Annotated in this window: 22 protein-coding genes; 17 read left to right on the top strand and 5 right to left on the bottom strand. The window is 72.5% G+C overall.

Annotated elements, in window-relative coordinates:
• The first annotated feature begins 264 nt into the window (after positions 1–264).
• The 3 genes from ABZ444_RS16500 to ABZ444_RS16490 all read left to right on the top strand — a co-directional run bounded on the left by ABZ444_RS16500 (position 265) and on the right by ABZ444_RS16490 (position 4,148).
• A complete protein-coding gene (locus ABZ444_RS16500) occupies positions 265–1,254 on the top strand; it encodes a hypothetical protein (protein ID WP_357996820.1) in 990 nt (329 codons plus the stop codon).
• 172 nt (positions 1,255–1,426) lie between these two features.
• The gene (locus ABZ444_RS16495; protein ID WP_357996817.1) at positions 1,427–2,500 is read left to right on the top strand and encodes a sulfite oxidase; all 1,074 of its coding nucleotides are present in this window, start codon (positions 1,427–1,429) and stop codon (positions 2,498–2,500) included.
• A 166-nt stretch (positions 2,501–2,666) separates the two neighbouring features.
• A complete protein-coding gene (locus ABZ444_RS16490) occupies positions 2,667–4,148 on the top strand; it encodes a wax ester/triacylglycerol synthase family O-acyltransferase (RefSeq protein WP_357996814.1) in 1,482 nt (493 codons plus the stop codon).
• Here ABZ444_RS16490 and ABZ444_RS16485 read toward each other — a convergent pair.
• Positions 4,086–4,631: a helix-turn-helix domain-containing protein gene (locus ABZ444_RS16485; RefSeq protein ID WP_357701039.1), complete on the bottom strand. Its 546-nt coding sequence runs from the start codon at positions 4,629–4,631 to the stop codon at positions 4,086–4,088. The two genes, ABZ444_RS16490 and ABZ444_RS16485, sit on opposite strands and share 63 nt — an antisense overlap.
• A 120-nt stretch (positions 4,632–4,751) precedes the next feature.
• Between ABZ444_RS16485 and ABZ444_RS16480 the strand changes: the two genes are divergently transcribed.
• The 3 genes from ABZ444_RS16480 (at position 4,752) to ABZ444_RS16470 (ending at position 7,944) form a co-directional block, all read left to right on the top strand.
• The gene (locus ABZ444_RS16480) at positions 4,752–5,324 is read left to right on the top strand and encodes a TetR/AcrR family transcriptional regulator (protein WP_357996811.1); all 573 of its coding nucleotides are present in this window, start codon (positions 4,752–4,754) and stop codon (positions 5,322–5,324) included.
• Positions 5,324–6,829 (top strand): MFS transporter, encoded by a 1,506-nt coding sequence (locus ABZ444_RS16475; protein ID WP_357996808.1) that lies wholly within the window; start codon positions 5,324–5,326, stop codon positions 6,827–6,829. The genes ABZ444_RS16480 and ABZ444_RS16475 overlap by 1 nt, the downstream gene beginning before the upstream one ends.
• Positions 6,830–7,014: 185 nt before the next feature.
• Positions 7,015–7,944, top strand: a complete 930-nt coding sequence (locus ABZ444_RS16470; protein ID WP_357996805.1) for an aldo/keto reductase — start codon at positions 7,015–7,017, stop codon at positions 7,942–7,944.
• Positions 7,945–7,987: 43 nt separating this feature from the next.
• Here the strand turns inward: ABZ444_RS16470 and ABZ444_RS16465 are convergent, their stop codons facing one another.
• Complete coding sequence (locus ABZ444_RS16465; protein WP_357996802.1) at positions 7,988–9,010, bottom strand: polyprenyl synthetase family protein; 1,023 nt, start codon at positions 9,008–9,010, stop codon at positions 7,988–7,990.
• Between the two features lie 122 nt (positions 9,011–9,132).
• On the opposite strand from ABZ444_RS16465, the gene ABZ444_RS16460 reads away from it, so the two are divergent.
• The 9 genes from ABZ444_RS16460 to ABZ444_RS16420 all read left to right on the top strand — a co-directional run bounded on the left by ABZ444_RS16460 (position 9,133) and on the right by ABZ444_RS16420 (position 18,479).
• Positions 9,133–10,455 carry a cytochrome P450 gene (locus ABZ444_RS16460; protein WP_357996799.1) on the top strand — a complete coding sequence of 441 codons (1,323 nt, stop codon included), beginning with the start codon at positions 9,133–9,135 and terminating at the stop codon, positions 10,453–10,455.
• Positions 10,452–11,279: a terpene synthase family protein gene (locus ABZ444_RS16455; RefSeq protein ID WP_357996796.1), complete on the top strand. Its 828-nt coding sequence runs from the start codon at positions 10,452–10,454 to the stop codon at positions 11,277–11,279. Before ABZ444_RS16460 ends, ABZ444_RS16455 begins: the two co-directional genes overlap by 4 nt.
• Complete coding sequence (locus tag ABZ444_RS16450; protein ID WP_357996793.1) at positions 11,276–12,790, top strand: prenyltransferase/squalene oxidase repeat-containing protein; 1,515 nt, start codon at positions 11,276–11,278, stop codon at positions 12,788–12,790. Before ABZ444_RS16455 ends, ABZ444_RS16450 begins: the two co-directional genes overlap by 4 nt.
• Positions 12,791–12,977: 187 nt before the next feature.
• Positions 12,978–15,299 carry a sensor histidine kinase gene (locus tag ABZ444_RS16445; RefSeq protein ID WP_357996790.1) on the top strand — a complete coding sequence of 774 codons (2,322 nt, stop codon included), beginning with the start codon at positions 12,978–12,980 and terminating at the stop codon, positions 15,297–15,299.
• A gap of 34 nt (positions 15,300–15,333) precedes the next feature.
• Positions 15,334–15,753, top strand: coding sequence for a roadblock/LC7 domain-containing protein (locus ABZ444_RS16440; protein ID WP_357996787.1), 420 nt, complete (start codon positions 15,334–15,336; stop codon positions 15,751–15,753).
• Positions 15,750–16,127: a DUF742 domain-containing protein gene (locus ABZ444_RS16435; RefSeq protein ID WP_352356948.1), complete on the top strand. Its 378-nt coding sequence runs from the start codon at positions 15,750–15,752 to the stop codon at positions 16,125–16,127. The genes ABZ444_RS16440 and ABZ444_RS16435 overlap by 4 nt, the downstream gene beginning before the upstream one ends.
• On the top strand, positions 16,108–16,695 hold the full coding sequence (locus tag ABZ444_RS16430) for an ATP/GTP-binding protein (protein WP_357996784.1): 588 nt from the start codon (positions 16,108–16,110) through the stop codon (positions 16,693–16,695). Before ABZ444_RS16435 ends, ABZ444_RS16430 begins: the two co-directional genes overlap by 20 nt.
• 51 nt (positions 16,696–16,746) lie before the next feature.
• Positions 16,747–16,905: a hypothetical protein gene (locus tag ABZ444_RS16425; RefSeq protein ID WP_357996782.1), complete on the top strand. Its 159-nt coding sequence runs from the start codon at positions 16,747–16,749 to the stop codon at positions 16,903–16,905.
• A gap of 86 nt (positions 16,906–16,991) precedes the next feature.
• Positions 16,992–18,479: an APC family permease gene (locus tag ABZ444_RS16420; RefSeq protein ID WP_357996779.1), complete on the top strand. Its 1,488-nt coding sequence runs from the start codon at positions 16,992–16,994 to the stop codon at positions 18,477–18,479.
• A gap of 54 nt (positions 18,480–18,533) precedes the next feature.
• Here the strand turns inward: ABZ444_RS16420 and ABZ444_RS16415 are convergent, their stop codons facing one another.
• From ABZ444_RS16415 to ABZ444_RS16405, 3 genes are all read right to left on the bottom strand, one after another.
• Positions 18,534–20,153 carry a cation acetate symporter gene (locus ABZ444_RS16415; RefSeq protein WP_357997145.1) on the bottom strand — a complete coding sequence of 540 codons (1,620 nt, stop codon included), beginning with the start codon at positions 20,151–20,153 and terminating at the stop codon, positions 18,534–18,536.
• A gap of 17 nt (positions 20,154–20,170) precedes the next feature.
• Positions 20,171–20,500: a DUF485 domain-containing protein gene (locus tag ABZ444_RS16410; protein WP_357996776.1), complete on the bottom strand. Its 330-nt coding sequence runs from the start codon at positions 20,498–20,500 to the stop codon at positions 20,171–20,173.
• A gap of 165 nt (positions 20,501–20,665) precedes the next feature.
• Positions 20,666–21,844 (bottom strand): PLP-dependent aspartate aminotransferase family protein, encoded by a 1,179-nt coding sequence (locus tag ABZ444_RS16405; protein WP_357996773.1) that lies wholly within the window; start codon positions 21,842–21,844, stop codon positions 20,666–20,668.
• A gap of 11 nt (positions 21,845–21,855) precedes the next feature.
• Here ABZ444_RS16405 and ABZ444_RS16400 point away from each other — a divergent pair, with 11 nt between their 5' ends.
• Positions 21,856–22,848 carry a LacI family DNA-binding transcriptional regulator gene (locus tag ABZ444_RS16400; RefSeq protein WP_357996770.1) on the top strand — a complete coding sequence of 331 codons (993 nt, stop codon included), beginning with the start codon at positions 21,856–21,858 and terminating at the stop codon, positions 22,846–22,848.
• 73 nt (positions 22,849–22,921) lie between these two features.
• A complete protein-coding gene (locus ABZ444_RS16395; protein WP_357996767.1) occupies positions 22,922–24,325 on the top strand; it encodes a hypothetical protein in 1,404 nt (467 codons plus the stop codon).
• The last annotated feature ends 4 nt before the right edge of the window (positions 24,326–24,329 follow it).

Raw genomic sequence — 24,329 nt, 5'->3', positions numbered from 1 at the left:
ACGCACACACGCAGCACCCGGCGAGCACCACGCAAGGGCCCCTCCGGCGAGCGGCGTACACATGGGCCCTCCAGCGGACGACACGCACAGGACCCCACCCGCGGACGGCGCACGCAGGGCCCCTCCGGCGCGCGGCGTGCCCGGCGGCGTGTGCAGCACCTGCCAATGGCAGGCATGAGGGACCGTCCGGTGGTGGCGGGTGGCAGGGGCCGTCCGGTGGTGGGTGTGCGCGTGATTCCTTCTGCTTCGCTAGCTTGGACGGCGATGGACAACCAGCCCCCGCCCCCCGCGGCCCCGGACCCGGCCTCTGCGCCCCGGCCCGCCGACTCCGCCGGACCGCACTCCGATCCGGCCGCCACCCCCGGCGACTCCGCCAGGCCGCCCGGCGAACCAGCTGCCGCCGCCGACTCCGCCGGGCCGCCCGGCGAACCGGCCGGCACTGCCGCCGCCGCCGGCGATCCCACCAACGATCCGGCCGCCGGGCCGTTGGCTGGTCCTGCCGCCGCACCCGCCAAGAGCCCCAGGACGGGGCGCCGGGCACGTCGAGTATGGAAGGTCGTCGTCGTCGCGCTGGCCGGGCTGTTGTTCGCCGTCGTCGGCGGGGTCGCCCTGGCCTATCCCTCGCTCGCCGCCACCACCTGCCCCGGCTGCTACGGCCTGACCGAGCTGAGCCCGGGAGTGCACGTCGAGGACGGCCTCACCCCCGCCCAGCGCGAGCACGTCGGCGAGGTGGCCGACCAGGCCGCCCGCCGGGTCACCACCTTCTACGGCGGCCGCCTGAGCTCACCCGGCCTGCTCGTCTGCCTGACCGAGGCGTGCTACCGGCGCATCGGCGGCGGCCAGGAGCGCGGCGTCGCGGTGCTCAACCGGTCGGTCATGCTCTCGCCGCGCGGCCTCGACCCGGTGATCGCCTCCCACGAGATGTCCCACGTCGAGCTGCACGCCAGGCTCGCCTCCTCCGCTGACGTGCCGCAGTGGTTCGACGAGGGGCTGGCGGTGGTGGTCTCCGGCGACCCGCGTCACCTGGCCCCGGAGTCCGCGCCCGACCGCTGCCTGGTGGCGCCGTCCGGGCCGCTGCCGGTGACGCTGGAGGAGTGGCTGCGCACGGCGAGCGCGGACCCCGCCACGTACGCCAGGTCGGCCTGCCAGGTGAGCCGCTGGCTGGGCGAGAACGGCGGCCGTGCCGGACTGCTCGGCCTGGTGACCAGGCTCAACGCCGGCGAGCCCTTCTCCGCCCTCGTCCGGACGCACTGACGAACCACCCCGAAAGGCACGGTTGCCGCCCCCGTGCCGCTGGGTAGGTCTCGGTACGGCTGGAACGGTCCCACGACCGGGACAGCATTCGGCAAGCACGCGCACGCGGAGACAGCGCGAGGAGATTAAATGGTTTCCAGGTAGGAAATACGTCTTGCGAGAGGTGGCTCCCATGAAGCAAGTCGCGGCGACGATCGTCAAGCCGCTGCCCGACCAGCTGTTCCTGGTCCACGACGGGAACGCGGAGATGCGATGGGAGGCGATGGCCGGGGTCGGCTACCACACGCCGAACGACCGCTTCTTCGTCAGGAACCACACCTCCACCCCGCTGATCGACGCCGCCGGCTGGCAGCTCCACCTGCACGGCGCCGGGCTGCGCGGGCCGCGCGCCCTCACCTACGACGAGCTGCTGTCGATGCCCTCGCGCACCTACGACGTGGCCATCGAGTGCGCCGGCAACGGCCGCGCGTTCTACGGCACCCAGCAGGGCGACCCCGCGCCCGGCACGCAGTGGGGCCTGGGGGCCGTCGGCGTGGCGAGGTGGCGCGGCGTGCCGCTGCGCCACCTGCTCGCCGAGGCCGGCCTGCGCCCCGAGGCCGTGGACGTGCTGCCCACCGGCCTCGACGCGCCCTTCGAGCACCACGGCCACGTCCGCCGCCCGCTGCCCGTCGCCAAGGCGATGCACGACGTGCTCGTGGCGTACGAGATGAACGGCCGGCCGCTGCCGCCCGACCACGGGTTCCCGGTACGGCTGGTGGTGCCGGGCTGGGTGGGGATCGCCTCCATCAAGTGGGTGGGGGACATCGAGGTCTCGACCAGCAAGATGTTCACGCCGTGGAACACCGTCTTCTACCGGGACGTCGCGGCGCAGCCCGTGAAGAGCGCCTTCGAGCTGCCCTGGGACGCCCGGCTGCCGATCCGCGGCCCGCACGCCTGGCGCGGCCGTCCGGGGCCGCACGTGCTGCGCGGCCGGTCGTGGTCGGGGCGCGGGCGGATCGTCGCGGTCGAGGTCAGCTTCGACGGCGGGCAGTCCTGGCACCCGGCCGAGCATCATGGCCCGCACCTGGTCGGGGCGTGGCTGCCGTGGCACGTCCAGTGGGCGCCGAAGCACACCGGGCCCGCCATGCTGATGGCCAGGGCCACCGACGAGACCGGCGCCACGCAGCCGCTGCGCACGCCCAAGCACCCCTTCGGCTACGCCTTCGACGCGGTCGTGCGGCATCCGGTGCAGGTGGTCAACGGATAGGTAAGTGTCACGAACACGGCTGAGCTGGCCGTTCATCAGGAAGTGGTTCGGAGGTGTGCATTTCATCTGAAAGACTCTCGCGGAAACGTTACGGAAATGACACCGTGCGAGGCTTTCGCACAAGACGAAGAACCCGTTGAAGAACGCAACGAAGAAGGGAGAGCAGATGCGCCAGCTGACCCCGTTGGACGCCCAGTTCCTCCATGTCGAGTCCGAGACCACCGCGGCGCACGTCGCCGGGCTGGCGGTCCTCGACCCGGCCGGCGGCGCGGTGGACCGGGACGCGCTGGCCGAGCTGCTGCTGGACCGCGTCCACCTCTCCCCCGCGCTCAGCCTGCGCCTGGTCGAGGTGCCGTTCGGGCTCGACCGTCCCTACTGGTGTGCCGACCCGGACTTCGACCTGGCCAACCACCTGTTCGAGACGACGCTGCCGGCGCCCGGCGACGACGCCGCGCTGGCCGCGGCGGTGGCCGCGATCCACGAGCGCAGGCTCGACCGGTCGCGTCCGCTGTGGGAGATGCACCTGATCAAGGGGCTGGCGGGCGGCCGGGTCGCGGTCTACACGAAGGTGCACCACGCGGCCATCGACGGCGTGTCGGGCGCGGAGACCCTGGCGACCCTGCTCGACCTGACCCCGGAGGGCGTGCGGGAGCGCGGGCCGCGCCCGGCGCCGCCGCGGCAGGACCCGCCGGGCCTGGTGGAGATGCTGGCCGGGGCCGCCGTGCGGACGCTCACCCATCCGGTGCGCGCCGCCCGCTCGGTGGTCAGGGCCGCGGGTGACCTCGACGCGATCCCGCTGGCCGGCGCGCTGCCCGGTGCGCAGGCGATCGCCAGGGCCGCCCGGCTGGTGACCGGCGACCAGAAGCAGCGCCCCGAGCTGCCGGGGCTGACCGCGCCGCGCACGCCGTTCAACGGGCCGATCAGTGCGCGGCGCGAGCTGTCGTTCGGGTCGGTGCCGCTGAAGGAGGTCAAGAAGGTCGCCAAGGCCAACGGCATCAGCGTCAACGACGTGGTGATGACGCTGTGCGCCTCGGCGCTGCGGTCGTGGCTGGACGAACGGGACGCGCTGCCCGCCGAGCCGCTGGTGGTGGCCGTGCCGGTGTCGGTGCGTACGGGCGGGGCCTCGGACGTGGTCGGGAACCAGATCTCGGCCATGGTGGCGCCGATGCCGACGAACGTACCCGACGCCGGGGATCGGCTGCGGGCGGTCGGCGAGACCATGAGCAGGGCCAAGCGGCGCTTCGCCCTCGCGCCGGCGAGCTGGCTCGGCGAGCTGTGCTCGCTGCTGCCCGCGCCGGTCACCAGCCTGGCCACCCCGGCGATCTTCCGGCTGGCCGGGACGGCGTTCCCGCCGATCAACCTGATCATCAGCAACGTGCCCGGCCCGCAGTTCCCGCTCTACATGTGCGGCGGCCGGGTGCTGGCCTACTACCCGCTGTCGGTGCTGACCGACCTGTCCGGCGGCGTGAACATCACCTGCTTCTCCTACGACGGCATGCTCGACTTCGGCATCGTGGCCTGCCCCGAGCGCGTGGACGACGTGTGGGGCCTGCTCGGCCACCTGCGCGACGCCCTCGACGAGCTGCTAGCCGAGGGCGTGGGCGATGAGTTCGGCGACGGCGTCGGGGTCGATCTGGTGACCGGTTAGCTGGCAGAGGTTCTCCTGGTAGAGCAGCACGGCGGCGAACGTCGCCGCGGCCACCTCCAGGCGGGCCGCGTCGCCGCGCGTGCCGGGCAGCGCCAGCTCCAGCGCGAACCTGGCCCTGCTGATCAGCTCGCCGTTGAGCCTGCCGAGCCGCTCCTTGACCGAGCCGTGCGTGTCGGCCTCGCGGAACAGGATGCGCCGCATCGCCGGTGAGGCCCGCAGCGGCAGCCCGCGCGCCAGCCGGGCCAGCGTGCCGGCCGGGTCGCCGGGCACGGCGTCGACCTCGCGGCCCTCCTCGACCAGGGTGCGCTCGTCGACGAGGGCGACGAGTACGTCGATCTTCCGCGGGAAGTAGTGGAAGATCAGCCCTTTGGGGACTCTCGCGAGCCGGGCGATCACCGCGGTCGGCGTGGCCTCGTAGCCGCCGCCCGCGAACAGCTCCTCGGCCGCGTCCAGGATGCGCGTGCGCGCGTCACCGATCGACACAGCTCGCACCCTAGCGCCACCTGCGACTTCATCGCCATCCCGCCGGGGCGAGAGCCTGCTGCCCTCCGGCTCCGGTGTAAGCTTGAGACGTAGATGTCTCATATTTGACGGAGTTGTCTCATGGTGGTGAGCCGGGAGCAGATCATGACCGCGGCGATCCAGCACCTCAACGAGTATCCGGCCGCCTCGATGGCCCAGCTCGCGGAGGCGGTGGGGGTCAGCAGGGCCACGCTCCACCGGCAGTTCAGCAGCCGCGAGGAGCTGATGACGGCGCTCGGCCACCGCGCGCACGACCGGTGGCACGAACTCCAGGTGCGCGCGGACGTGCCGGCCGCCGCCGCCTCCGACGACCCGCACGTGCTCCGCGCGGCCCTGGAGACCCTGCTGGAGGGGTGGATCGAGGTGGCCGACGAGTACGGCTTCGGCCTCACCGACTACGCGATGGCCGTGCACCCGGAGCTGCTGCGCCGCTCGGAGGAGCTGGAGGAGCGCGAGATCGCGCTCTTCGCCGCCGCCCAGCGGGCCGGCCTGCTGCGCGCCGACCTGCCTCCCCGCTGGATCAGCAACACGGTCTACGGCCTGCTCGTGGCCGTCCGGGAGAGCCTGCGACGCGGCGACGTCGCCCGCAGGGACGTCGCCAGGCTGCTGCGGGAGACGTTCCTGGCCGGCGCGGGCGCCGGGGGGTGGTCGTGATGACGGCCACCGGCCTCTCGGCGCGCCGGCGGTGGGCGGGCCTGGCCGTGCTGTCGGCCAGCGTGCTGCTCGTGGTCATGGACATGACCGTGCTCAACGTCGCCCTTCCCGCGATCACCGAGGACCTGCGGCCGACCTCGGTGGAGCTGCTGTGGATGGTGGACGCCTATTCGCTGGTGCTGTCCGGGCTGCTGGTCACGGCGAGCGCGCTCGGCGACCGGTGGGGGCGCAAGCGCATGCTGCTGGCCGGGTTCACCGTGTTCGGGGTGGCCTCGACGGCGGTGCTGCTGGCCGACTCGGCCGCCGAGGTGATCGCCGTACGGGCGCTGCTCGGTGTGGGCGGCGCGATGATCATGCCGTCCACGTTGTCGATGATCCGGAACCTGTTCACCGATCCGGGCGAGCGGGCCAGGGCGCTCGGCGTCTGGTCGGCGATGGCGGCGATGGGCGCGGCGCTCGGCCCGATCCTGGGCGGGTTCCTGCTGGAGCACTTCTCCTGGCAGTCGGCGTTCCTGGTGAACGTGCCCGTCATGGCGGCGGCCGTCGTCGCCGGGCTGCTCCTGCTCCCGGAGACGCGCAACCCCAGGCCGGGCCGGTGGGACGCGCTCGGGACCGTCCTGTCGATGGCGGGCATGGCCGCGCTGCTGTACGCGGTCAAGACGTTCGGCAAGGACGGCCTGACCTCGCCCGCCGCCCTGGCCGCCACCGTGGTCGCGGCGGGCGCGCTCGGCTGGTTCGTGGTGCGGTGCGCGCGCAGGCCCGATCCGCTGCTGGAGATCAAACTGTTCCGCAGCGCGCCGTTCTCGGCGGGCGTGGTGACGGCGCTGACCACGTCGATCGCGATGGCGGCCGTGCTGCTGCTGCTCGCGCAGTGGATGCAGCTCGTCCAGGGGTACGCGCCGCTGGAGACGGGCGTGCGGCTGCTGCCGGCCGCGCTGGCCGCGCTGATCGCCTCGCCGCTCGCGCCGGTCCTGGCCGAACGCGTCGGCGCCCGGGTGGTGCTGACGGGCGGGCTCGCGGTGACGGGGCTGGGGTTCCTGCTGGTGTGCCTGGCGCCGCAGCCGCTGGGCTACTGGCCGGTCGCCGTCGCGCTGGCGCTGATCGGCGCGGGCAACGGCGCGCTGGCCATCGCCTCCGCGGTGATCATGGCCGGTTCGCCGCCGGAGAAGTCGGGCAGCGCGGCGGCCATCGAGGAGACCAGCTACGAGGTGGGCGCGGCGCTCGGCGTGGCCGTGCTGGGCAGCGTGGCGGCCGCGGTCTACCGGAACGCGCTGAACTACGCGGGCCCCGGCGCGGGCGCGGCGAGCGAGTCGCTGGGCGGCGCGCTCGACGTGGCCGCCGACCTCGGGGCGCAGGGGGCGCGGCTGGTGGAGACGGCCAGGGCGGCCTTCACCGACTCGCTGGCGCTGACCTCGGGGGCCGGGGCGGCGCTGATGCTGGTCGGCGCGCTGGTGGTCTGGCTGCTCACCCCGCGTGCCCTCGACCTGGCGTCCGTGGAGCACTGACCGAGGGCCGCGCCGGCCGCGTCCGTGGAGCACTGGCCGAGGGCCGCGCCGGCCGCGTCCGTGGAGCACCGGCCCTGGCCGCGCCGGCCGGCGGTCGCGGGCGGCCTCGGCACCGCCGCTGACCTGGCGGCACGTGACCGGGGCGCCGTCCGTGCCCGCTCGCCGGTGGCGCGGATAATGGCCGCATGAGATCAATAGGCACGACGGACCTGTCCGTTTTCCCGATATCGCTCGGCACCAACGTCTTCGGCTGGACCGCGGACAAGGAGACCTCGTTCGCGGTGCTCGACGCCTACGTCGAGGGCGGCGGCAACTTCATCGACACGGCCGACGTCTACCCCCACTGGGTGACCGGCGAGTCCACGTCCGAGCTGATCATCGGCGAGTGGATGGCCGACCGCGGCAACCGGGACTCGGTGGTCGTGTCCACCAAGGTCGGCATGCTGGAGGGGCTCGAAGGGCTGGCCCCGGCCACCATCCGGGCGGCCGTCGAGGACTCGCTGCGCCGCCTGCGCACCGACTACATCGACCTGTACTGGGCGCACGTGGACGACCACGACACGCCCCTGGTGGAGTCGCTGGCCGCCTTCGACGCCCTGGTCAAGGAGGGCAAGGTGCGCCAGATCGGCGCGTCCAACTACGGGCCGGCGCGGCTGGCCGAGGCCCTGCGGATCTCCCGGGACGAGGGGCTGGCCGCGTACGTGGCGCTGCAGCAGCCGTACAACCTGGTCGACCGGGGGTACGAGGGCGAGCTGCGGGACGTGGTGGCGTCGGCCGGCCTGTCGAGCACGCCGTACTTCGGGCTGGCCCGGGGGTTCCTGACCGGCAAGTACCAGCCGGGCGTCACGGTCGACAGCCCGCGGGCCGGGAAGGCGGCCGAGTACCTGGACACCGAGCACGGGCGCAGGGCGCTCGAAGGGCTGCTGAAGGTGGCGGCCGAGCGCGGCGCCGAGCCCGCCTCCGTGGCGCTGGCCTGGCTGGCCGCCCAGCCCACGGTCACCGCGCCGATCGCCAGCGCGCGCGACCCCCGTCAGCTCAAGCCGCTGCTGGCGGCGGCGGAGCTGGAGCTGGGCGAGGAGGAGCTGGCCCTCCTCGACGAGGCCTCCCGCCCCTGATCGACCGGCGCCCGGCCCCGCGGCGTCGGCGGGGTCGGCGGGGTCAGCGGGCGCGGCCGGCCAGCGAGACGCACAGCTCCCTGAGCGCGACGGCGTCAGGCAGGCATTCGTCCAGTACGTCCAGCGCCGCCTTCAGGTGCCGGGCGGCCAGGCGGTCCGCGATCGTCCGGCCGCCCGCCTCCTCGATCAGGCAGGCGGCCAGCGTCAGGGCCGCGTCGTCGGTCTCGCCCGAGGCCAGCGCGTCGGCCAGGCGGCGGGCCGCGGGCTCGCCCGATCCCAGCGCGGCGAGCACCGGTAGGGTCTTCTTCCGCAGCCGCAGGTCGCCGTGCACGGGTTTCCCGGTGACCTGCGGATCCCCCCAGATCCCCAGCACGTCGTCGGCGATCTGGAAGGCCACGCCGAGCTCCACCCCCATGGCCCACATGCGCTCGGACAGCTCGGGCCGGCCCCCCAGCGCGACCCCCGCCGCGGCGGCCGCCCCCAGCAGCGCGCCGGTCTTGCCCGCCGCCATCTCGGTGTACTCGGCCATGCTCACCTCGCCGGGCCCGCTCCAGGGACGGCTTTCGAACGCCATGTCGGCCGTCTGGCCCTGGACCAGCTCGACGAGGGCTCGCGACAGGTAACCCATCGCCTCCGGACGGCCGGCGAGCCGGGCCACGGCCAGGGCCAGCAGCGCGTCCCCTGCCAGGAGGGCCGGCCCCACCCCGTACGCCTTCCACAGGGCGTCCCGGTGCCTGCGTCTTTCGTCCTGGTCGATGATGTCGTCGTGCACGAGGGAGAAGGCGTGCACCAGCTCGACCGCGACGGCCCCCGGCAGCGCGGACTCGGCGGTGCCGCCGGCGGCCTCGGCGCTGAGGAGGGCGATGGCCGGTCGCACGCTCTTGCCGCCCGCACCCTCGTACGGGCGCCCCGCGGCGTCCGACCAGCCCAGGGTGTAGGAGACCATGTCGGCTCCCCGCGGGTGAAGGCGGGAGACGGCGGCGCGCATGGCGGGCTCCACCAAGCGGCGGCAGCGCGCGATCACGTCGGTGTCCGGCAGGGGCGGTCCGGTGCGGCTGAGGTTCACAAGATGTTCCTGTCAGACTTCGATCTTGAATGTCTATGTACGGCCATGTGATACTCCAGCCTGAGTCTAACTTTCGTCATTAAATGTCCGTTATGTAAGACGGGCTCAGAGGAGACACGCCCGTGGCGGACAATGCCACTGCCCCCAGGACTGTCCCTTTCCTCGGTAGGCTCAGCAGACACCACCGCGTCCCGGTGCACGCGCTGGAAGAGGCTGGCGCCGAGGCCGGCGGCCGGGTCGTACGGCTCGACATGGGCCCCTTCCGTCCCTACCTCGTTACCCACCCCGACCACGTCGAGCATGTGCTCACGGTCCGCCAGCCCAACTACGTGCGCGCGGGCATGTTCTGGGACCCGCTCGCGCCCCTGCTCGGCGAGAGCATCCTGTCCGACGGCGAGAACTGGGCCGACAGCCGTCGGATCCTCCAGCCGCTGTTCGCCGCCCGGCACCTCAACGCCATGGCGGAGAACATGGCCCGGATCATGGACGAGCTGATCGAGACGACCGTCGTCCCCGGACGGCCGTTCGACGTGACCGAAGGCATGGGGGCCCTGGTGCACCCGGTGATCGTGCGGCTGTTCTTCGGGGCGAAGATCTCCATGGCGGACATCGACCGGCTGGCGCCGGCCTATGACGTCGCCGTCACCGCCAAGGCGCTGCGCCTGGTGCTGCCCTTCGTGCCGCACCGGGTGCCGCTGCCGGGCGACCGGGCGTTCAGGCGAGCGATCAAGACCATCGACGAGGTCGTCTACCCCTGCATCGCGCGGGCCCGCCACGAGGAAGGCGACGACGTGATCTCGCGCCTGGTCAGAGCGAGGGCGGACGACGGCGGCGACCGGCGCATCAGGGACGACCTCGTCGCCATGCACGGCGCCTCCACCGAGACCACCTCCACCGCGATGTCCTGGGTCTGGCCGACGCTCCAGGCGCATCCGGAGATCGCCGCGAAGGTGTACGAAGAGGTGGACCGCGTGGTGGGCGACGAGCCGGCCGGCATCGCCCACCTGCCGCACCTGCGATACCTGAAGATGTTCGTCAGCGAGCTGCTGCGGGTCTACCCCCCCGGCTGGCTCCTGCCCCGCAGGACCGTCGAGGCCGACGTGGTCGGCGGCGTCGGCGTCGAGGCCGGCTCCACTGTGATCCTCAGCCCCTACCTGACGCACCGGCTGCCGGAGTTCTGGGACCGCCCGGCCACGTTCGACCCCGGACGCTTCGCCCCCGGCGGGGACACGCGGCGGCACCGCTACGCCTACTGGCCCTTCGCCGCCGGGCCGCACGTGTGCCTGGGACAGCATCTGTTCGCGTTGAAGGCGCCGCTGCTCATCGCCGGCATCCTGCGCAGGTACCGGCCCCACGTGCACCTCGACCGGCCGATCGTGCCGCGCCTGGCCTCCACGCTGCGCCCGCCGCACGGATTGACCATGACACTGGAGAAGCGACGGTGAACCCCTTCGACATCGGCCGCACCTGCGCGCTGGCCGTGGCCGGCGGGCGGGAATTGGCCGCGCACGCCGCGCACTTCGGTGACCTGTTCCCCGCCGGCGCCTTCGACGCCGGGCTGCACCTGTCCCTGGGCCTCGCCGGCGCCTTCGGCTCGCCCTCGGCGACCGCCGCCGAGCTGCGGGCCGTCAACCGGGCCTCGCTGCTGGTGTTCGCGGTGGACCGGCTGATCGACCACGAGGCCGGCACGCGCGAGGAGGTCGCGGCGCTGATCGGCGACTGCCTGTCGGAGTCCCCCGCCGGGCCGGCCGGCGCATTCGCCGCCGACCTGCGGGCGGAGCTGGGCACCACGCCGGAGCTCGCGTCGGCCTGGCGTGACCGGCTCGCGCGCATGCTCGCGGCCATGGCCCGCGAATGGGAGTGGAGCCGCGCGGACGAGCCGCCCGCCGTCGAGGAGTACCTGGCCAACGCCGACAGCTGCGGCGCCTCCTTCGTGGCCGTCTCGCACTGGATCGCCGCCGGCCAGGTGGGCGGGCCGGGTGACCTGGAGGTCCTGCGCCCGGCGGGCGAGGCGGTGCAGCGTTACCTGCGTCTGCTCAACGACCTGGCCACGCACCACCGGGAACGGGCGTACGGCGACTTCAACGCGTTCGCCCTCGGCCTGACCCACGACGAGGTGACCGAGCGGATGGCCGTGCTGGCCCGCGAGGCGCACGCGCTGATCGAACCGCTGCGCGGCGCCCATCCGCGCCCGGCCGGCTACCTGGCATGGCAGATCGACTACAGCACAGGCTTCTACGGCCTGTCCGACTTCTGGGCGACGACGTGAACCTCTCCGAACAAGCATGTCTCCTGGTCAACGAGCTGATGGCCAAGCCCTGGGGCCAGGTGTCGCCGTCGGTCTACGAGACCGGGCGCCTGGTCACGCTCGCCCCCGGCCTGGCCGGGCATCGGGAGCGGGTGGCGTACCTGCTGGCGGAGCAGCACGGCGACGGCGCCTGGGGCGCGCCCGACGGCTACGGGCTGGTGCCCACGCTGAGCGCCACGGAGGCCCTGCTCACGGCGATCGCGCGCGGCGACGGCGACGACGGCATCCTGCTCCCGGCCGCCGAGGCCGGGCTGGAGGCGTTGCGTCCCATGCTGGCCGCGGCGTCGGAGCCGCCGGACACGCCGGCCATCGACCTGATCGTCCCCGCCCTCGTCGAGCTGGTGAACCGCCACCGTCCGGAGGGCTCCCCGCTGCCGCTACCCCCCACCATGGACACCACCCGGCTCACCCTGGTCAGGCGGCTGCTGGCGTCCGGCGCCGAGCCGCCGCAGAAGGTCCAGCACGTGCTGGAGGTCGTCGGGGCGACGGGGGCGATACGACCGGCGCCGATCGGCACCGTCGGCGCCTCGCCCGCGGCCACCGCCGCCTGGCTGTCGGCCCGGCCCGATCCCGAGGCCGCGGGCCCGGCCCGCCACCACCTGCGGGCCGTCGCCGGACGGTACGGCGGCCCGGTGCCGGTGGGGCTGCCGATCACCGTCTTCGAGCGGGCCTGGGTGCTGAGCTGGCTGCTCAGGGCGGGCGTCCCCGTGGACGTGCCGCCGGAGATGACGGCCGACCTGTGGGCCACGATCGGGCCCGCGGGCACCCCCGCCGGGGCCGGTCTGCCCGCCGACGCCGACACCACCAGCGTGGCGCTCTACGCCCTGGCCCTGCTCGGGGTTCCGTACGAGCCCTCGTCGCTGGCGACGTTCGATACCGGCGCGCACTTCTGCACCTGGCAGGGGGAGGACGGCACGTCCGTCAGCGTCAACGCCCACGTGCTGGACGCGCTGGGCCAGTACGCGCGGGTCAGGCCGGCGGCCGGGGAGGCGTACCGGCCATGGATCGAGCGGGTGGCGAGGTGGCTGGCCGAGCGGCAGCGGCCCGACGGGAGCTGGAGCGACAGGTGGCACGCCTCCCCGTACTACGCCACGTTGAGCTGCATGCTGGCGCTCGGCGAGTTCGCCGGCGCCCGATACGCCGGGGCCGTCCGCAAGGGGCGGGAGTGGATTCTGTCCACGCAGCGGGCCGACGGATCCTGGGGCCGGTGGGCGGGCAGGCCGGAGGAGACGGCGTACGGGATGCAGGCCCTCCTGCTGGCCGGCCCCGAGCCGGACGAACGGTGCCGAGGGGCGGCGCGGCGCGGTTATGAGTACCTGAATCGGACAGCCAATTTATCCGACTATCCACCGTTGTGGCATGACAAGGAGCTTTACTCGCCGACAGCCATCGTGCGGGCAGCGGTCATCGCCGCTCAGCATGTCACGATATGTAGCACCGAAGGAAATTCCAGGTACGAAAACAGGACATAATACCCTTTCCGGTGCTCTAGCGTGTTGAGGCAGTATTCTCGCGTTGCTAAGGTGATCCGAGTGCCGGATTTCTGGAGTGCCCCATTCTCCGCCTTGACATGGCCTGCTAACCCCGCGGTCTTTTCTTCCGGAGGACTTCATGCGCTTCCGTAATGCCAGTGTCCGGGCCAAAGTCACGGCGCTTATCGTGTCGCTCACGCTGTTGTGGGTGTTCGCGGCCTGGGTCACGGTGCGGGAAGGCGTCAACCTGCTCGGGGCCGCGACGGTCGACGGCAGGATCGTCGAGCCGAGCGAGCCGCTGCTGGTGGAGCTCCAGCGCGAGCGCCGGCTGACCGTCGCCCACCTCGGCACCGGATCCCGCGTCGTGGACAAGGGCATGCGCGACCAGCGAGCCAGGACCGACTCCCTGCGCGCCGAGTTCACCTCCATGGCCCAGGGCGACGTCGTCGACCTCGCCGCCGAAGACTCGCTCGTCGAGCGCATCGCCGCGGTCAACGCCGAGCTGGACAAGCTCGTGGCCGCGCGCAAGGCGATCGACGCCGGCAAGACGGAACCGTCCCGGGCGACGCAGCAGTACAACAGCACGATCGACGCGATGTACCGCATGTACGACTCCGTGGCCGCCTTCGACGACAAGGACATCGCCGCGGACGGCCGCGCGTTGTCGGACATGCACCGCTCCCGGGAGTTCCTGGCCCGCGAGGACTCGCTGCTGTCCGGGGTGTTCGCCAAGGGCGGGTTCACCGCCGACGACCACGCCGAGTTCCTCAGGATGTCGGCCGTCTTCCACTACACGCTGACCGACGCGCTGAACCGGCTGCCCGACGAGGACCGGGCCACCTTCGACGCCTGGCTGAAGAGCGAGCCCGTCGTCCGGCTGCAGACCATGGAGGCGCAGCTCGTCCGGTACGAACCGGGGACGGGCCCGCTTCCGGTGAGCGGCGAGAGCTGGCGCGTGGCGGCCGACGCGACGCTCTCCGGCATGCACACGCAGGTGGTCGCGGGCGGTGACCGCCTGTTCGACCGGATCGTCCCCGTCGCCATCGGCGTCGTCATCCGGCTCCTCCTGGCCGGCGGCCTCGGCCTGATCGCCGTCGTCGCCTCGATCATCCTGTCCATCACCACCACCAGGCAGCTGCTCGCCCAGCTGCAGAAGCTGCGCGACGCCGCCCACGAGCTGTCCGACGACCGTCTGCCCGGCATCGTCGAGCGCATCGGCCACGGCGAAGTGGTGGACGTCGCCAAGGAGGCGCCCGCGCTGGAGTTCGGCGACGACGAGATCGGGCAGGTGGGCCAGGCGTTCAACACCGTGCAGCGCACGGCGATCAGCGTCGCGGCCGAGCAGGCGGAGCTGCGCCGCAGCATCCGCGACATCCTGCTCAGCCTGGCCCGCCGCACCCAGGGCCTGGTGCACCGGCAGCTGACCGTCCTCGACGTGATGGAGCGCCGGGAGACCGACCCCGAGGAGCTGAAGGAGCTCTTCCGCCTCGACCACCTGGCCATCCGGATGCGGCGCAACGCCGAGAACCTGATCGTCCTGTCCGGTTCGTCGCCCGCCCGTACGTGGCGGCGGGCGGTCCCCATGGTGGACGTGGTGCGCGGCGCGCTGGCCGAGGTCGAGGACTACACCCGGGTCACGCTCATGCCGATGGGCGAGGTGGTGCTCGTCGGCCGGGCCGTCGGTGACGTCATCCACCTGCTGGCCGAGCTGATCGAGAACGCCGTGTCGTTCTCGCCGCCGTACACGAACGTGCAGGTCAGCGGCCAGCTCGTGGCCAACGGGTACGTCATCGAGATCGAGGACCGCGGGCTCGGCATGAAGCCCGAGGACCTCGACGCGGCCAACGAGCGCATCGCCGACCCGCCCGAGTTCCGCATCTCCGGCACCGCCCGGCTGGGGCTCTACGTGGTCAGCCAGCTCGCCCGCCGGCACGACATCCAGGTCGTGCTGAAGCCCTCCCCGTACGGGGGGACCACGGTCGTGGTGCTGCTGCCGCAGGAGCTCGTCGAGCTCGACCCGGCGCCGCGGCACCCGGAGGGCGACACCCGGCCGGGCCTGCCGCGCCGGACGAGCACCGGGACCACGCTGGCCACGGTCGCGCGGCCCGCCGAGAACGTCCGCACCCTGACCCCGCCGCGTCCCGCCCCGATGCCCGCCTCGATGCCCGCCCCAGTTCCCGCCCCCACCCCCTCCCAGCTCCACGCGGTGGCCGCCCCCTTCCCGGCACCAGCACCCTCGCCTTCACCTGAACCAGAACCGCCCGCGGAACCGGAGCAGCAGCCTGTGGCCGAGTTCACGCCGTCCGGCCTGCCGTTCCGAGTCCCTCAGGCCAACCTGGCGCCAGCGCTGCGTGACGACACGCCGACGCAGCCCGACTTCGAGGAGGACGATGACGAGCGCTCGCCCGAGGAGATCCGCGCCATGATGGGATCCCTGCAGTCAGGCACCCGTCTTGGCCGCACCGAGGCGGCCAGGCTGATGGAAGAGCAGCCGGGAGGCGAGGCATGAGCGCCGCGGCCCGGCTCCCGACGGGAGGCCCGACATGACGCCCAGCGCGGGCACCGACCTCAACTGGCTGCTCGACGACCTGATCGGCCGGATCAAGGAGGCCGAGCACGCCATCGTGCTGTCCTCCGACGGCCTGCTCATGGCCTCGTCCGCCGGTCTGCAGCGCACCGACGGGGAGCACCTGTCGGCCGTCGCCTCCGGCCTGCAGAGCCTGGCCAAGGGCGTCGCGGAGCACATCTCCGCCGGCGCGGTGCGGCAGACGGTCGTGGAGTGGAAGTCACAGTTCCTGATCGTGACGACCGCGGGCGAGCGCGCCTGCCTGGCCGTGCTGTGCGCCCAGAACGCCGACATCGGGCTGGTGGCGTACGAGATGGCGATGCTGGTGGCGCGGGTCGGCCAGTACCTCACCTCCGGCGCGCGCAACGCCGAGGCCGTCGCCAGGAGCGACCGGTGAGCACCACGGAGGAGTCCACGGACGAACACTGGATAGATCCGGAGATCATCCGGCCCTACGTCGTCACGCGCGGGCGGACCCAGCCTGCGCACGGCAAGTTCGACCTCATCTCCATGGCGCTGGCGGTGGGTCCGCCGCCGGGGCCCGACGCCGGGCTGGACCCCGAACACCTGCGTATCCTCCAGCTCTGCCGCGAACCCAAGTCCGTCGCCGAGATAGCCGCGCACCTGAACCTCCCGGCCGGCACGATCCGCGTGCTGCTAGGCGACCTGTTCGACCGCGAACTCGTCTCTGCCCAGGAACCGCAATCCGAGGTGGACATGCATGACATGAAGATGTACAGGGCGGTGCTCGATGGTCTTCGCTCGCTCTGAGCGCCCGCGCCTCCCGACGGCGATCAAGATCCTGGTCGCCGGCGGATTCGGTGCGGGCAAGACGACGATGGTCGGAGCCGTGTCCGAGACCCGGCCGTTGCGCACCGAGGAGGTGCTGACCGACCGCAGCGTGGGCGTCGACGACCTGACCTCCGTGGAGGCCAAGCGCACCACCACGGTGGCCATGGACTTCGGGCGCATCACCCTGGGCACCGACTACGTCCTGTACCTGTTCGGCACCCCTGGGCAGGAACGCTTCTGGTTCGTGTGGGACGAGCTGGCCGAGGGCTCCCTGGGGGCCGTCATCCTGGCCGACACCCGCCGCCTGGCCGACTGCTTCCCCTCGGTCGACTACTTCGAGCGGCGCGGGACGCCGTTCGTGGTGGCGGTGAACTGCTTCGAGGGGTCGCCGACGTTCGAGCTGGACGAGGTGCGGCTGGCACTGCAGCTCAACCCGTCGATCCCGATCGTGATGTGCGACGCGCGGAAGCGGGACTCCAGCCGAGAGGTGCTGATCACCCTGGTCAAGCACTCGGCCCGGCTGCGCGCGGAGCCGGTCGGAAGCTGAGAACGGCCCGAGGCCGGGCCGGTCCCACGCTCGACCTGCCCGGCGCGCCCGGTGGCCCCGCCCGTCCCCGTCGGCCGGGCGGGGCCGCCGGGCGCGGTCATGAGCGGGGACGACTGCCTGAAGGTCGTCGCGTACGCCGCCGACGAGGCGGACCTGGCGTCCTGGCCGTGGCCGCACCTGTCCGTGGAGGTGCACGACCGGCGAGGCTGACCTCGCCCGCCTGCCGCTTGACGGCGCGGGCGTCCGGGCAGACCTTGGCAGGTGAGACGATCCGCCTGCGTGCGGGAGGCCGGGCCATGACCGACGACGAGCTGCTGTCCGAGCGGGTGGCGGGCGGGATCCTGCCCCGCGTGCTGACCACCTTCGACATGGTCGCGATCTTCGTGGCCATCGTCCTGTTCATCACGAACGCCGCCGTCATCCAGAGCGCCGGTCCGGCCGCGTTCGGCTGGTGGGCCCTCGCGTTCGCGCTCTTCCTCGTGCCGTGCGCGATCGTCACGGGGCAGCTCGGCGTGATGTTCCCCGGCGAGGGGTCGATCTACCTGTGGACGAGCAAGGCGTTCGGGCCGTTCTGGGGGTTCTTCGCCGGGTTCTGCGCGTGGTGGCCGGGCGTGCTGGTCATGGTCGCCACGGGGACGCTGACGATGTCGTTCCTGGGGCTGGTGTTCCCGGCCCTGGGCGAGCTGCCGGTGCAGGCCCAGGGCGGGATCATCGTGGTGATCCTGGCGCTGGCCGCCGTGCTGGCCGTGCTGCGGTTCAGGCTCACGCAGAACGTGGTGAACGCGGTCTTCGTCGCCTACGGGCTGGCGATCCTGCTCATGTTCGCCGCCGGGGTCGTCCACCTGCTGCGCGGCAACCCGCCGGCGACCGACCCGTGGGACTTCGCCACCTGGAGCCCGTCGGCCGAGCACGGCGTCAACTTCGCCAACTGGAGCTTCTTCGGCCTGGCGGTGCTGGCCCTGCTCGGGGTCGAGGTGCCGCTGAACATGGGGGTGGAGATCCGGCACGAGCGCGCGGTGACCCGCTACCTGCTGTGGGGCTCGCTCGCGGTCATGGTCGCCTACCTGGCGGCGACGTGGGGCGTGATGGTGTCGGTGCCGCCGGACCGGGCGGCCGGGGTCACGGCGGTCGCCCAGGCGGTGGGCGTCGGGCTCGGCGAGTGGGCGGGCCGGCTGGTGGCGCTGCTGCTGGCGGCCGGGTTCTTCGTCATCACGGTGGTCTACGACTACTCCTTCGCCCGGCTGATCTTCGTCTCCGGGCTGGACCGGCGGCTGCCCGCCGTGGTCAGCCACGTGAACGCCCACAAGGTGCCCGACGTGGCCGTCTGGATCCAGACGGTGCTGGCGGCGGTGTTCACGGTGGCGGCGTTCGTCGTGGTGCCGTTCGCGTCGGCGACGCCGGCGGACGCCCAGACCGAGGTCTACAACGTGTTGCAGGCCGCGGTCACGGTGATCTGGTGCCTGTCGATCGTGGTGCTGTTCGTGGACGTGCTGATCATCCTGCGGCGCTACCGGACGCAGTTCGAGGCGCGGCGGCTGGCCTCGCCCGCCGTGTTCTGGGCCGCCTCGATCGTCGGCGCGCTGGCCTCGCTGGTGGGCGTGGTGGCCACGCTGTCGGGCTCGTGGACGCCGCTGATCTCCAACGACGCCGGCACGGTCACCCTGTTCGGCGCCCGCGTCGCGTACGGCACCTGGTTCTGGCTGGTCGGCGGCATCGCCCTGGCCTCGCTCGCGGTCGGGGCGCTGCTGTACCTGGCCGGCCGGGCTCACGCCCGTACCCGCTGACCGGGGCCCGGCCGGTGGCGGGCCGGGCCCCGTCACGCACAGGGAGAGCGAGGGTCAGTGCTCGGTGGCCTTCTCGGCGCCGACGCCGGTCAGCGAGCGCACCTCGATCTCGGCGTACTTGGCGGCGTTGTACTCCTTGCTGAGGATCGTGCCCAGCCAGCCGAACAGGAAGCCGAGCGGGATGGAGACGATGCCCGGGTTGCTCAGCGGGAACCAGTGGAAGTCCACGCCGTGGATCAGCGCGGTCACCGCGGCGCCCGCGGGCGGCGGCGGGGCCGAGACCACCGGCGAGAAGATCACCAGGATCAGCGCCGAGCCGAGGCCGCCGTAGATGGCCGCGACCGCGCCCGCCGTGTTGAACCTCTTCCAGAACAGGCTGTAGAGGATCGCCGGCAGGTTGCCCGAGGCCGCGATGGCGAAGGCCAGGGCGACCAGGAACGCCACGTTCTGGCCCTGGGCGAGGATGCCGAGGCCGATCGCGACGGCGCCGATGACCAGCGCCGAGACGCGGGCCACCACGACCTCCTGCCGCTCGCTGGCGCCGCCGCGCTTGAAGACGTGCGCGTACAGGTCGTGGGCGAAGCTGGAGGAGGAGGCCAGGGTCAGGCCCGCGACGACGGCCAGGATCGTGGCGAAGGCGACGGCGCCGATGAGCGCGAGCAGGATCGTGCCGCCGACGTCGCCGAAGATCTGCGCGCCGATCCGCTCGGCGAGCAGCGGGGCGGCGGTGTTGGCCGCCTTGTCGGCCTTGAGGATGTCGGTCTTGCCGACGATGGCCGCCGCGCCGAAGCCGAGCACCAGGGTCAGCAGGTAGAACACGCCGATGATGCCGATGCCCCACAGGACCGACTTGCGGGCGTCCTTGGCGGTGGGGACGGTGTAGAAGCGGATGAGGATGTGCGGCAGGCCCGCCGTGCCGAGCACCAGCGCGAGGCCGAGGCTGATCAGGTCGATCTTGCCCGCGAGCCCCTGGGCGTCGGTGCCGTACTTCAGGCCGGGGATGAGGAAGTTGCCGGGGTTGGCCTTCGGGCCGCTGGTGGCGGCGGCCTGGCCGAGCAGGGACGAGAGGTTGAAGCCGTACTTGCCGAGCACCAGCAGCGTCACCAGCGCGGCGCCGGTCATCAGCAGCACGGCCTTGACGATCTGGACCCAGGTGGTGCCCTTCATGCCGCCGAACACCACGTAGACGATCATCAGCGCGCCGACGCCGATGATCGTCCAGACCTTGCCGGCCTCGCTGGTGATGCCGAGCAGCAGGCCGACCAGCGCGCCCGCGCCGACCATCTGGGCCAGCAGGTAGAAGATGCTGACCACGATCGTGGACACGCCCGCCGCCGTGCGCACCGGGCGCGGGCTCATCCGGAACGCCAGCACGTCGGCCATGGTGAACTTGCCGGAGTTCCGCATCAGCTCGGCCACCAGCAGCAACGCCACCAGCCAGGCGACCAGGAACCCGATGGAGTACAGGAACCCGTCGTAGCCGGAGACGGCGATGATGCCGGCGATGCCGAGGAAGGAGGCGGCCGACATGTAGTCGCCGCCGATCGCCAGGCCGTTCTGGACGCCGCTGAAGGACCGGCCGCCCGCGTAGTAGTCGGCGGCGGTCTTGGTCTGGCGGCTGGCCCAGAACGTGATGGCCAGGGTGCCGGCGACGAAGGTGAGGAAGAGGATCATCCCCAGCGTCGTGGAACTCACTGCGTCTTCTCCTCGACCTCGTGACGGAGCTTGTCGGCGATCGGGTCGAGCTTCCTCTCGGCATGCCGCGCGTACGCCCACGCGATGAGGAACGTCGAGACGAACTGCAGCAACCCGAAGATCAGCCCGACGTTGATCTCGCCGAACAACTTGATGCCCATGAAGTCGCGGGCCCAGCCGGACAGCACCACGTACAGCAGGTACCACACCAGGAAGGCCACCGTCATGGGGAAGGTCCAGCGGCGGAAACGCCGCTTCAACTCCTGGAACTCACTGCTCTCCTGCACCTGTTCATAGACGGACGCGTCATGTTCTCTGGTCGTCACGAGACCTCCACTGTGATGCGGATCACGCTCAACGTAAGAGCGCAACCTACCCGTCGTGGAGAGGCGTGGGGGTGCTGTTCGGCGAGCCGCTCGCGTACCGCGATTAGTTGGGGATGGCCTGCGGTGAAAGGTCTGTTCAGCGCGATGAGCGGTCGGGTATTCCGTTCACCCCGATATCGGACGCGGGGGGCCGGGCAGGGCGCTCAGCGCCTGATCCAGGTCCTCGACGAGGGCCGCGGTGGGTTCCAGGCCGATCGACAGGCGGGCCAGGCCGACGGGGATGCCCATGGTGGCCCGCACGCTCTCCTCGACGGTCAGGGCGGGGGCGTTGACCAGGCTCTCGAAGCCTCCCCAGGACACACCAATCCTGAAATGTCGCAATTTATCGAGGAAAAGAGCGGCCTGTTGGCGATCGTCCGTGACGAGTTCGATGCTGAACAGGCTGGAGAAGCCGGACATCTGACGCAACGCGGTCGCGTGGCCCGGATGGGAGGGCAGCCCCGGATGGTTCACCGCCCGTACGGCGGGATGCCCCTCCAGGAACGCCGCCACCGCTAGCCCCCGCTCCTGGTGGGCGGCCATCCGCACAGGCAGCGTACGCAACCCCTTGATCACCTTGGCCGCGTCGTGGGGCGACATGGCCGCGCCGTAGAGCTGGTACTCCGTCAGCGCGAGCGGCCGGATCAGCCGGGCCGGCCCGACCACCACGCCGCCGACCAGGTCGCTGTGCCCGCCGACGTACTTCGAGAGCGAATGCACGACCAGATCCACGCCCAGCGTCAGCGGTTTCTGGAACAGCGGCGTGGACCAGGTGTTGTCCATGACCGTGACGAGCCCGCGACCGCGCGCCCAGGCCGCCACCTCGGCGATGTCCACGATCGCGTACGCCATGTAGGAGGGCGACTCGAAGTACAGTAGGCGGGTACTCGCCCTGATAGCGCTGTCACATCCCGCGAGGTCGTCGACGTGCGTATGCGTGACGCCGTACTTCTCCAGGTAACGCAGGAACTGCGTGGTCGGCCCGTACACCGCGCCGAGCACCAGCACGTGGTCACCGGCGGACACCAGCGAGGAGATCGTCGCCGAGATGGCGCCCATCCCCGAACCGAAGCACTTGGCCCGCTCACCGCGTTCCAGCGCGGCCAGCTTGCGCTGCGCCACGTCGACGGTCGGGTTGGTGCCGCGGCCGTAGACGTACCGCTCGTCCTCGTCCCGGATCGCGGCTCCCAGCTCGGCCGCCGTCCCGAAGGTGAACAACGAGTTCTCGAACACCGGCGGGTTCACCGCGCCCAGTGTCCATGGCTCGTCCTCGCCCGTCCGGCCGCAGATCCATTCATCCTCCATGGGGGCAGACTATGACAACGCGTAAGCCCACCATGGCGGACGTCGCCCGGCACGCGGGCGTCAGCCTGAAGACGGTGTCCCGCGTGGTCAACCAGGAGCCGCACGTCCGGGCCTCGCTGCAGCAGCGGGTGCACGACTCGATCAGCGCGCTCGGCTTCCGCCGCAACGAGGCCGCCGCCCGGCTGGCCCGCGGTGCGACCATGCTCACGCTCGGCCTGGTGATGGAGAACATCTCCAACGAGTTCTACGCCCGGCTCGCCGCCGCGGTGGAGGCGGCGGCGGCCGAGCACGAGGCGCTGGTGGTGTTCGGTTCGTACGAGGAGCGCCCGGACAAGGAGCGCATGCTGATCGAGTCGATGCACGCGCGGGGCGTGGACGCGCTGATCGTCGTGCCCTCGCCGGCCGACCACGCCTGGCTGGCCGAGCACGGCGGCCCGCGCACGGTCTTCGTCGACCGCGTGCCGCGCGGGCTCGACCGGGCCGACGTGGTCATGCTCGACGACGAGCGCGGCGGCCGGACGGCGACCGCGCACCTGCTCGCCCACGGGCACCGCCGCATCGCGCTGATCTCCGACGACGACGGGCTGAGCTCGGTGCACGACCGGGCCCGCGGCTACCGGGCGGCGCTGCGCGAGGCGGCGGCGGCGGCCGACGAGGCGCTGGTGGTGCGAGGGGTGTTCGATCCGGGGCGGGTGTCGTACGAGGTGGGGCGGCTGCTCGACCTGCCCGACCCGCCGACGGCGTTCTTCGCGACGAACAACCGGGCGGCGATCGGCGTGCTGCAGGCGTTGCGGGAGCGTCCCGAGCGGCCGGCGTACGTGGGGTTCGACGACTTCGCGCTGGCCGGCCTGTTCAGCCCCGGGGTGACGGTGGTGCGGTACGACATCGGCCGGCTGGCGCGCGGCGCGGTGGAGCTGCTGCTGGATCCGGTACGCGAGCCGCGCCGGATCACGGTTCCCGTGGAACTGGTCGCCCGGGGGTCCGGGGAGTCGCCGCCTGGCTGACCTTCCGGTCAAACCTCTCCCAAGTCCCCTTATGTCGGAGCCTGATGGGATACGTGAGGGGTAATCGCAGGTCATGGCCGAGAGCAGCCCGTACCGCGATGACCGTACGCCCGAGGAGCAGGCGCTCGGCTCCGACGCCTCGGCGTCCGCCCGTCCGAACCCTGAGGTCTGCCTGGAGATCTCCGAGGTGCGGGTGGAGGAGACCGGGCCGCAGGGCCGGGCCCCGGGTGCCCCGCGTGGCGGCGCGCAGGCGCGGGCGACGCTGCGGGTACGGCTGGACGACGTGGCGCACCTCATCGACCACCTCCTGAACGCCGCCCCCCACCTCCTGGACCACCTCACCCCGACCACCGCCACTCCCCCGCCCCGCACTCCGCGCCACGCCTTCCCCACGACCCCACACTCCACGAACACCCCCCGCACCGCGGGGACGCCCGCCTCGGCGGCGCGGGGAGGCGGGGCGTGGGGAGGCCGGCCGATGGAGGGCGGCGAGGTGCGGCGGGGGTGGCCGAGGGGCGGTGCCCCCTCCTGGCGACCGGAGCGGAAGCACGCGGGCGACCTGGGAGCGGCCACCGGACGAACCATCCACCACGCGGCCCCCGGCGAGGAGGCCCCGCACACCGTCCCGGGACACGAGGTGCTCGACGTCGAGACCCACGCCGGGACGGCCGCCAGGCCCATGACCGAACAGGCCGCCCGGCACGGCGACGCCTCCCACCCGACGCCCCCGACCAGACCGTACTTCGCCCCCGACGAGGGAACCCTCCCTGACGAGCCGCCCACCGCGGGCGCCACACCGTACGAGCCCTCCCGCCAGGGCGGCACGTACGAAAGCCCTGGCGTCGGCCCCTCCCGCCAGGCCCAGGACGTCATGCCGTCGCCTGCGGACAGTCGTTCCGGCCCGGCCCGGCCCGCCGGGCGGGACCCGGGGCCCGGTCGTTCCAGGACCCCGCACACCGGCGTCGGCCCGCGCCCCGGCCTGGACCCTCCGCCGCAGGAGCCGTCCCACCCCGGCCTCGCCCATCGGATACCGTCCCAGCCCGGCCCTCGGCCACGGGCGTCGGCCCAGCCCGCCCACGCGCCGCACGCGTCAACGCAGCAGCAGCCCGGCCGCCCCGCGGCCCGACCCGGAAGCACGCCACAGGAGTGGACCCGTCCGCACGTCCCGCCGCAGGGGACCGCCCAGCCACGCCCGGGACGAACCCCAGCCCCACCCGACACCGAGCCAGAGGGGCCGGCCCGGCCGGAAGGAGCGGGTCAGCCCCGGCCCGGCCGAAGCACGTCCCCCCGGCCCGCCGGCCTGTACCGCCCCGGCCTGGACCCACCACCCCAGAGCGCACACCCTCACGACCAGGGCATCCCGCGTCCCACGCGAAGCGACCGCGTGGAGGCCGGAGGTGTGGCGCAGAACGAGGCCGCCAGCGGGAACGGGGTGGCGTCGGAGCGCTTGGGAGGCGTCGCCGCGGGCTGGTCGTGAGCCG

Origin of the sequence: Nonomuraea sp. NPDC005730 (assembly GCF_040630865.1) — a bacterium.
Lineage (GTDB): Bacteria > Actinomycetota > Actinomycetes > Streptosporangiales > Streptosporangiaceae > Nonomuraea.
This window is presented reverse-complemented; position numbering and strand designations above follow the sequence as displayed.

Excerpts from the sequence above, each read along its gene's own strand:
- ABZ444_RS16500 (WP_357996820.1), top strand. The coding sequence starts at position 265 with ATGGACAACCAGCCCCCGCCCCCCGCGGCCCCGGACCCGGCCTCTGCG.
- ABZ444_RS16495 (WP_357996817.1), top strand. The coding sequence starts at position 1,427 with ATGAAGCAAGTCGCGGCGACGATCGTCAAGCCGCTGCCCGACCAGCTG.
- ABZ444_RS16490 (WP_357996814.1), top strand. The coding sequence starts at position 2,667 with ATGCGCCAGCTGACCCCGTTGGACGCCCAGTTCCTCCATGTCGAGTCC.
- ABZ444_RS16480 (WP_357996811.1), top strand. The coding sequence starts at position 4,752 with ATGGTGGTGAGCCGGGAGCAGATCATGACCGCGGCGATCCAGCACCTC.
- ABZ444_RS16475 (WP_357996808.1), top strand. The coding sequence starts at position 5,324 with ATGACGGCCACCGGCCTCTCGGCGCGCCGGCGGTGGGCGGGCCTGGCC.
- ABZ444_RS16470 (WP_357996805.1), top strand. The coding sequence starts at position 7,015 with ATGAGATCAATAGGCACGACGGACCTGTCCGTTTTCCCGATATCGCTC.
- ABZ444_RS16440 (WP_357996787.1), top strand. The coding sequence starts at position 15,334 with ATGACGCCCAGCGCGGGCACCGACCTCAACTGGCTGCTCGACGACCTG.
- ABZ444_RS16430 (WP_357996784.1), top strand. The coding sequence starts at position 16,108 with ATGGTCTTCGCTCGCTCTGAGCGCCCGCGCCTCCCGACGGCGATCAAG.
- ABZ444_RS16420 (WP_357996779.1), top strand. The coding sequence starts at position 16,992 with ATGACCGACGACGAGCTGCTGTCCGAGCGGGTGGCGGGCGGGATCCTG.
- ABZ444_RS16415 (WP_357997145.1), bottom strand. The coding sequence starts at position 20,153 with ATGATCCTCTTCCTCACCTTCGTCGCCGGCACCCTGGCCATCACGTTC.
- ABZ444_RS16405 (WP_357996773.1), bottom strand. The coding sequence starts at position 21,844 with ATGGAGGATGAATGGATCTGCGGCCGGACGGGCGAGGACGAGCCATGG.
- ABZ444_RS16400 (WP_357996770.1), top strand. The coding sequence starts at position 21,856 with ATGACAACGCGTAAGCCCACCATGGCGGACGTCGCCCGGCACGCGGGC.
- ABZ444_RS16395 (WP_357996767.1), top strand. The coding sequence starts at position 22,922 with ATGGCCGAGAGCAGCCCGTACCGCGATGACCGTACGCCCGAGGAGCAG.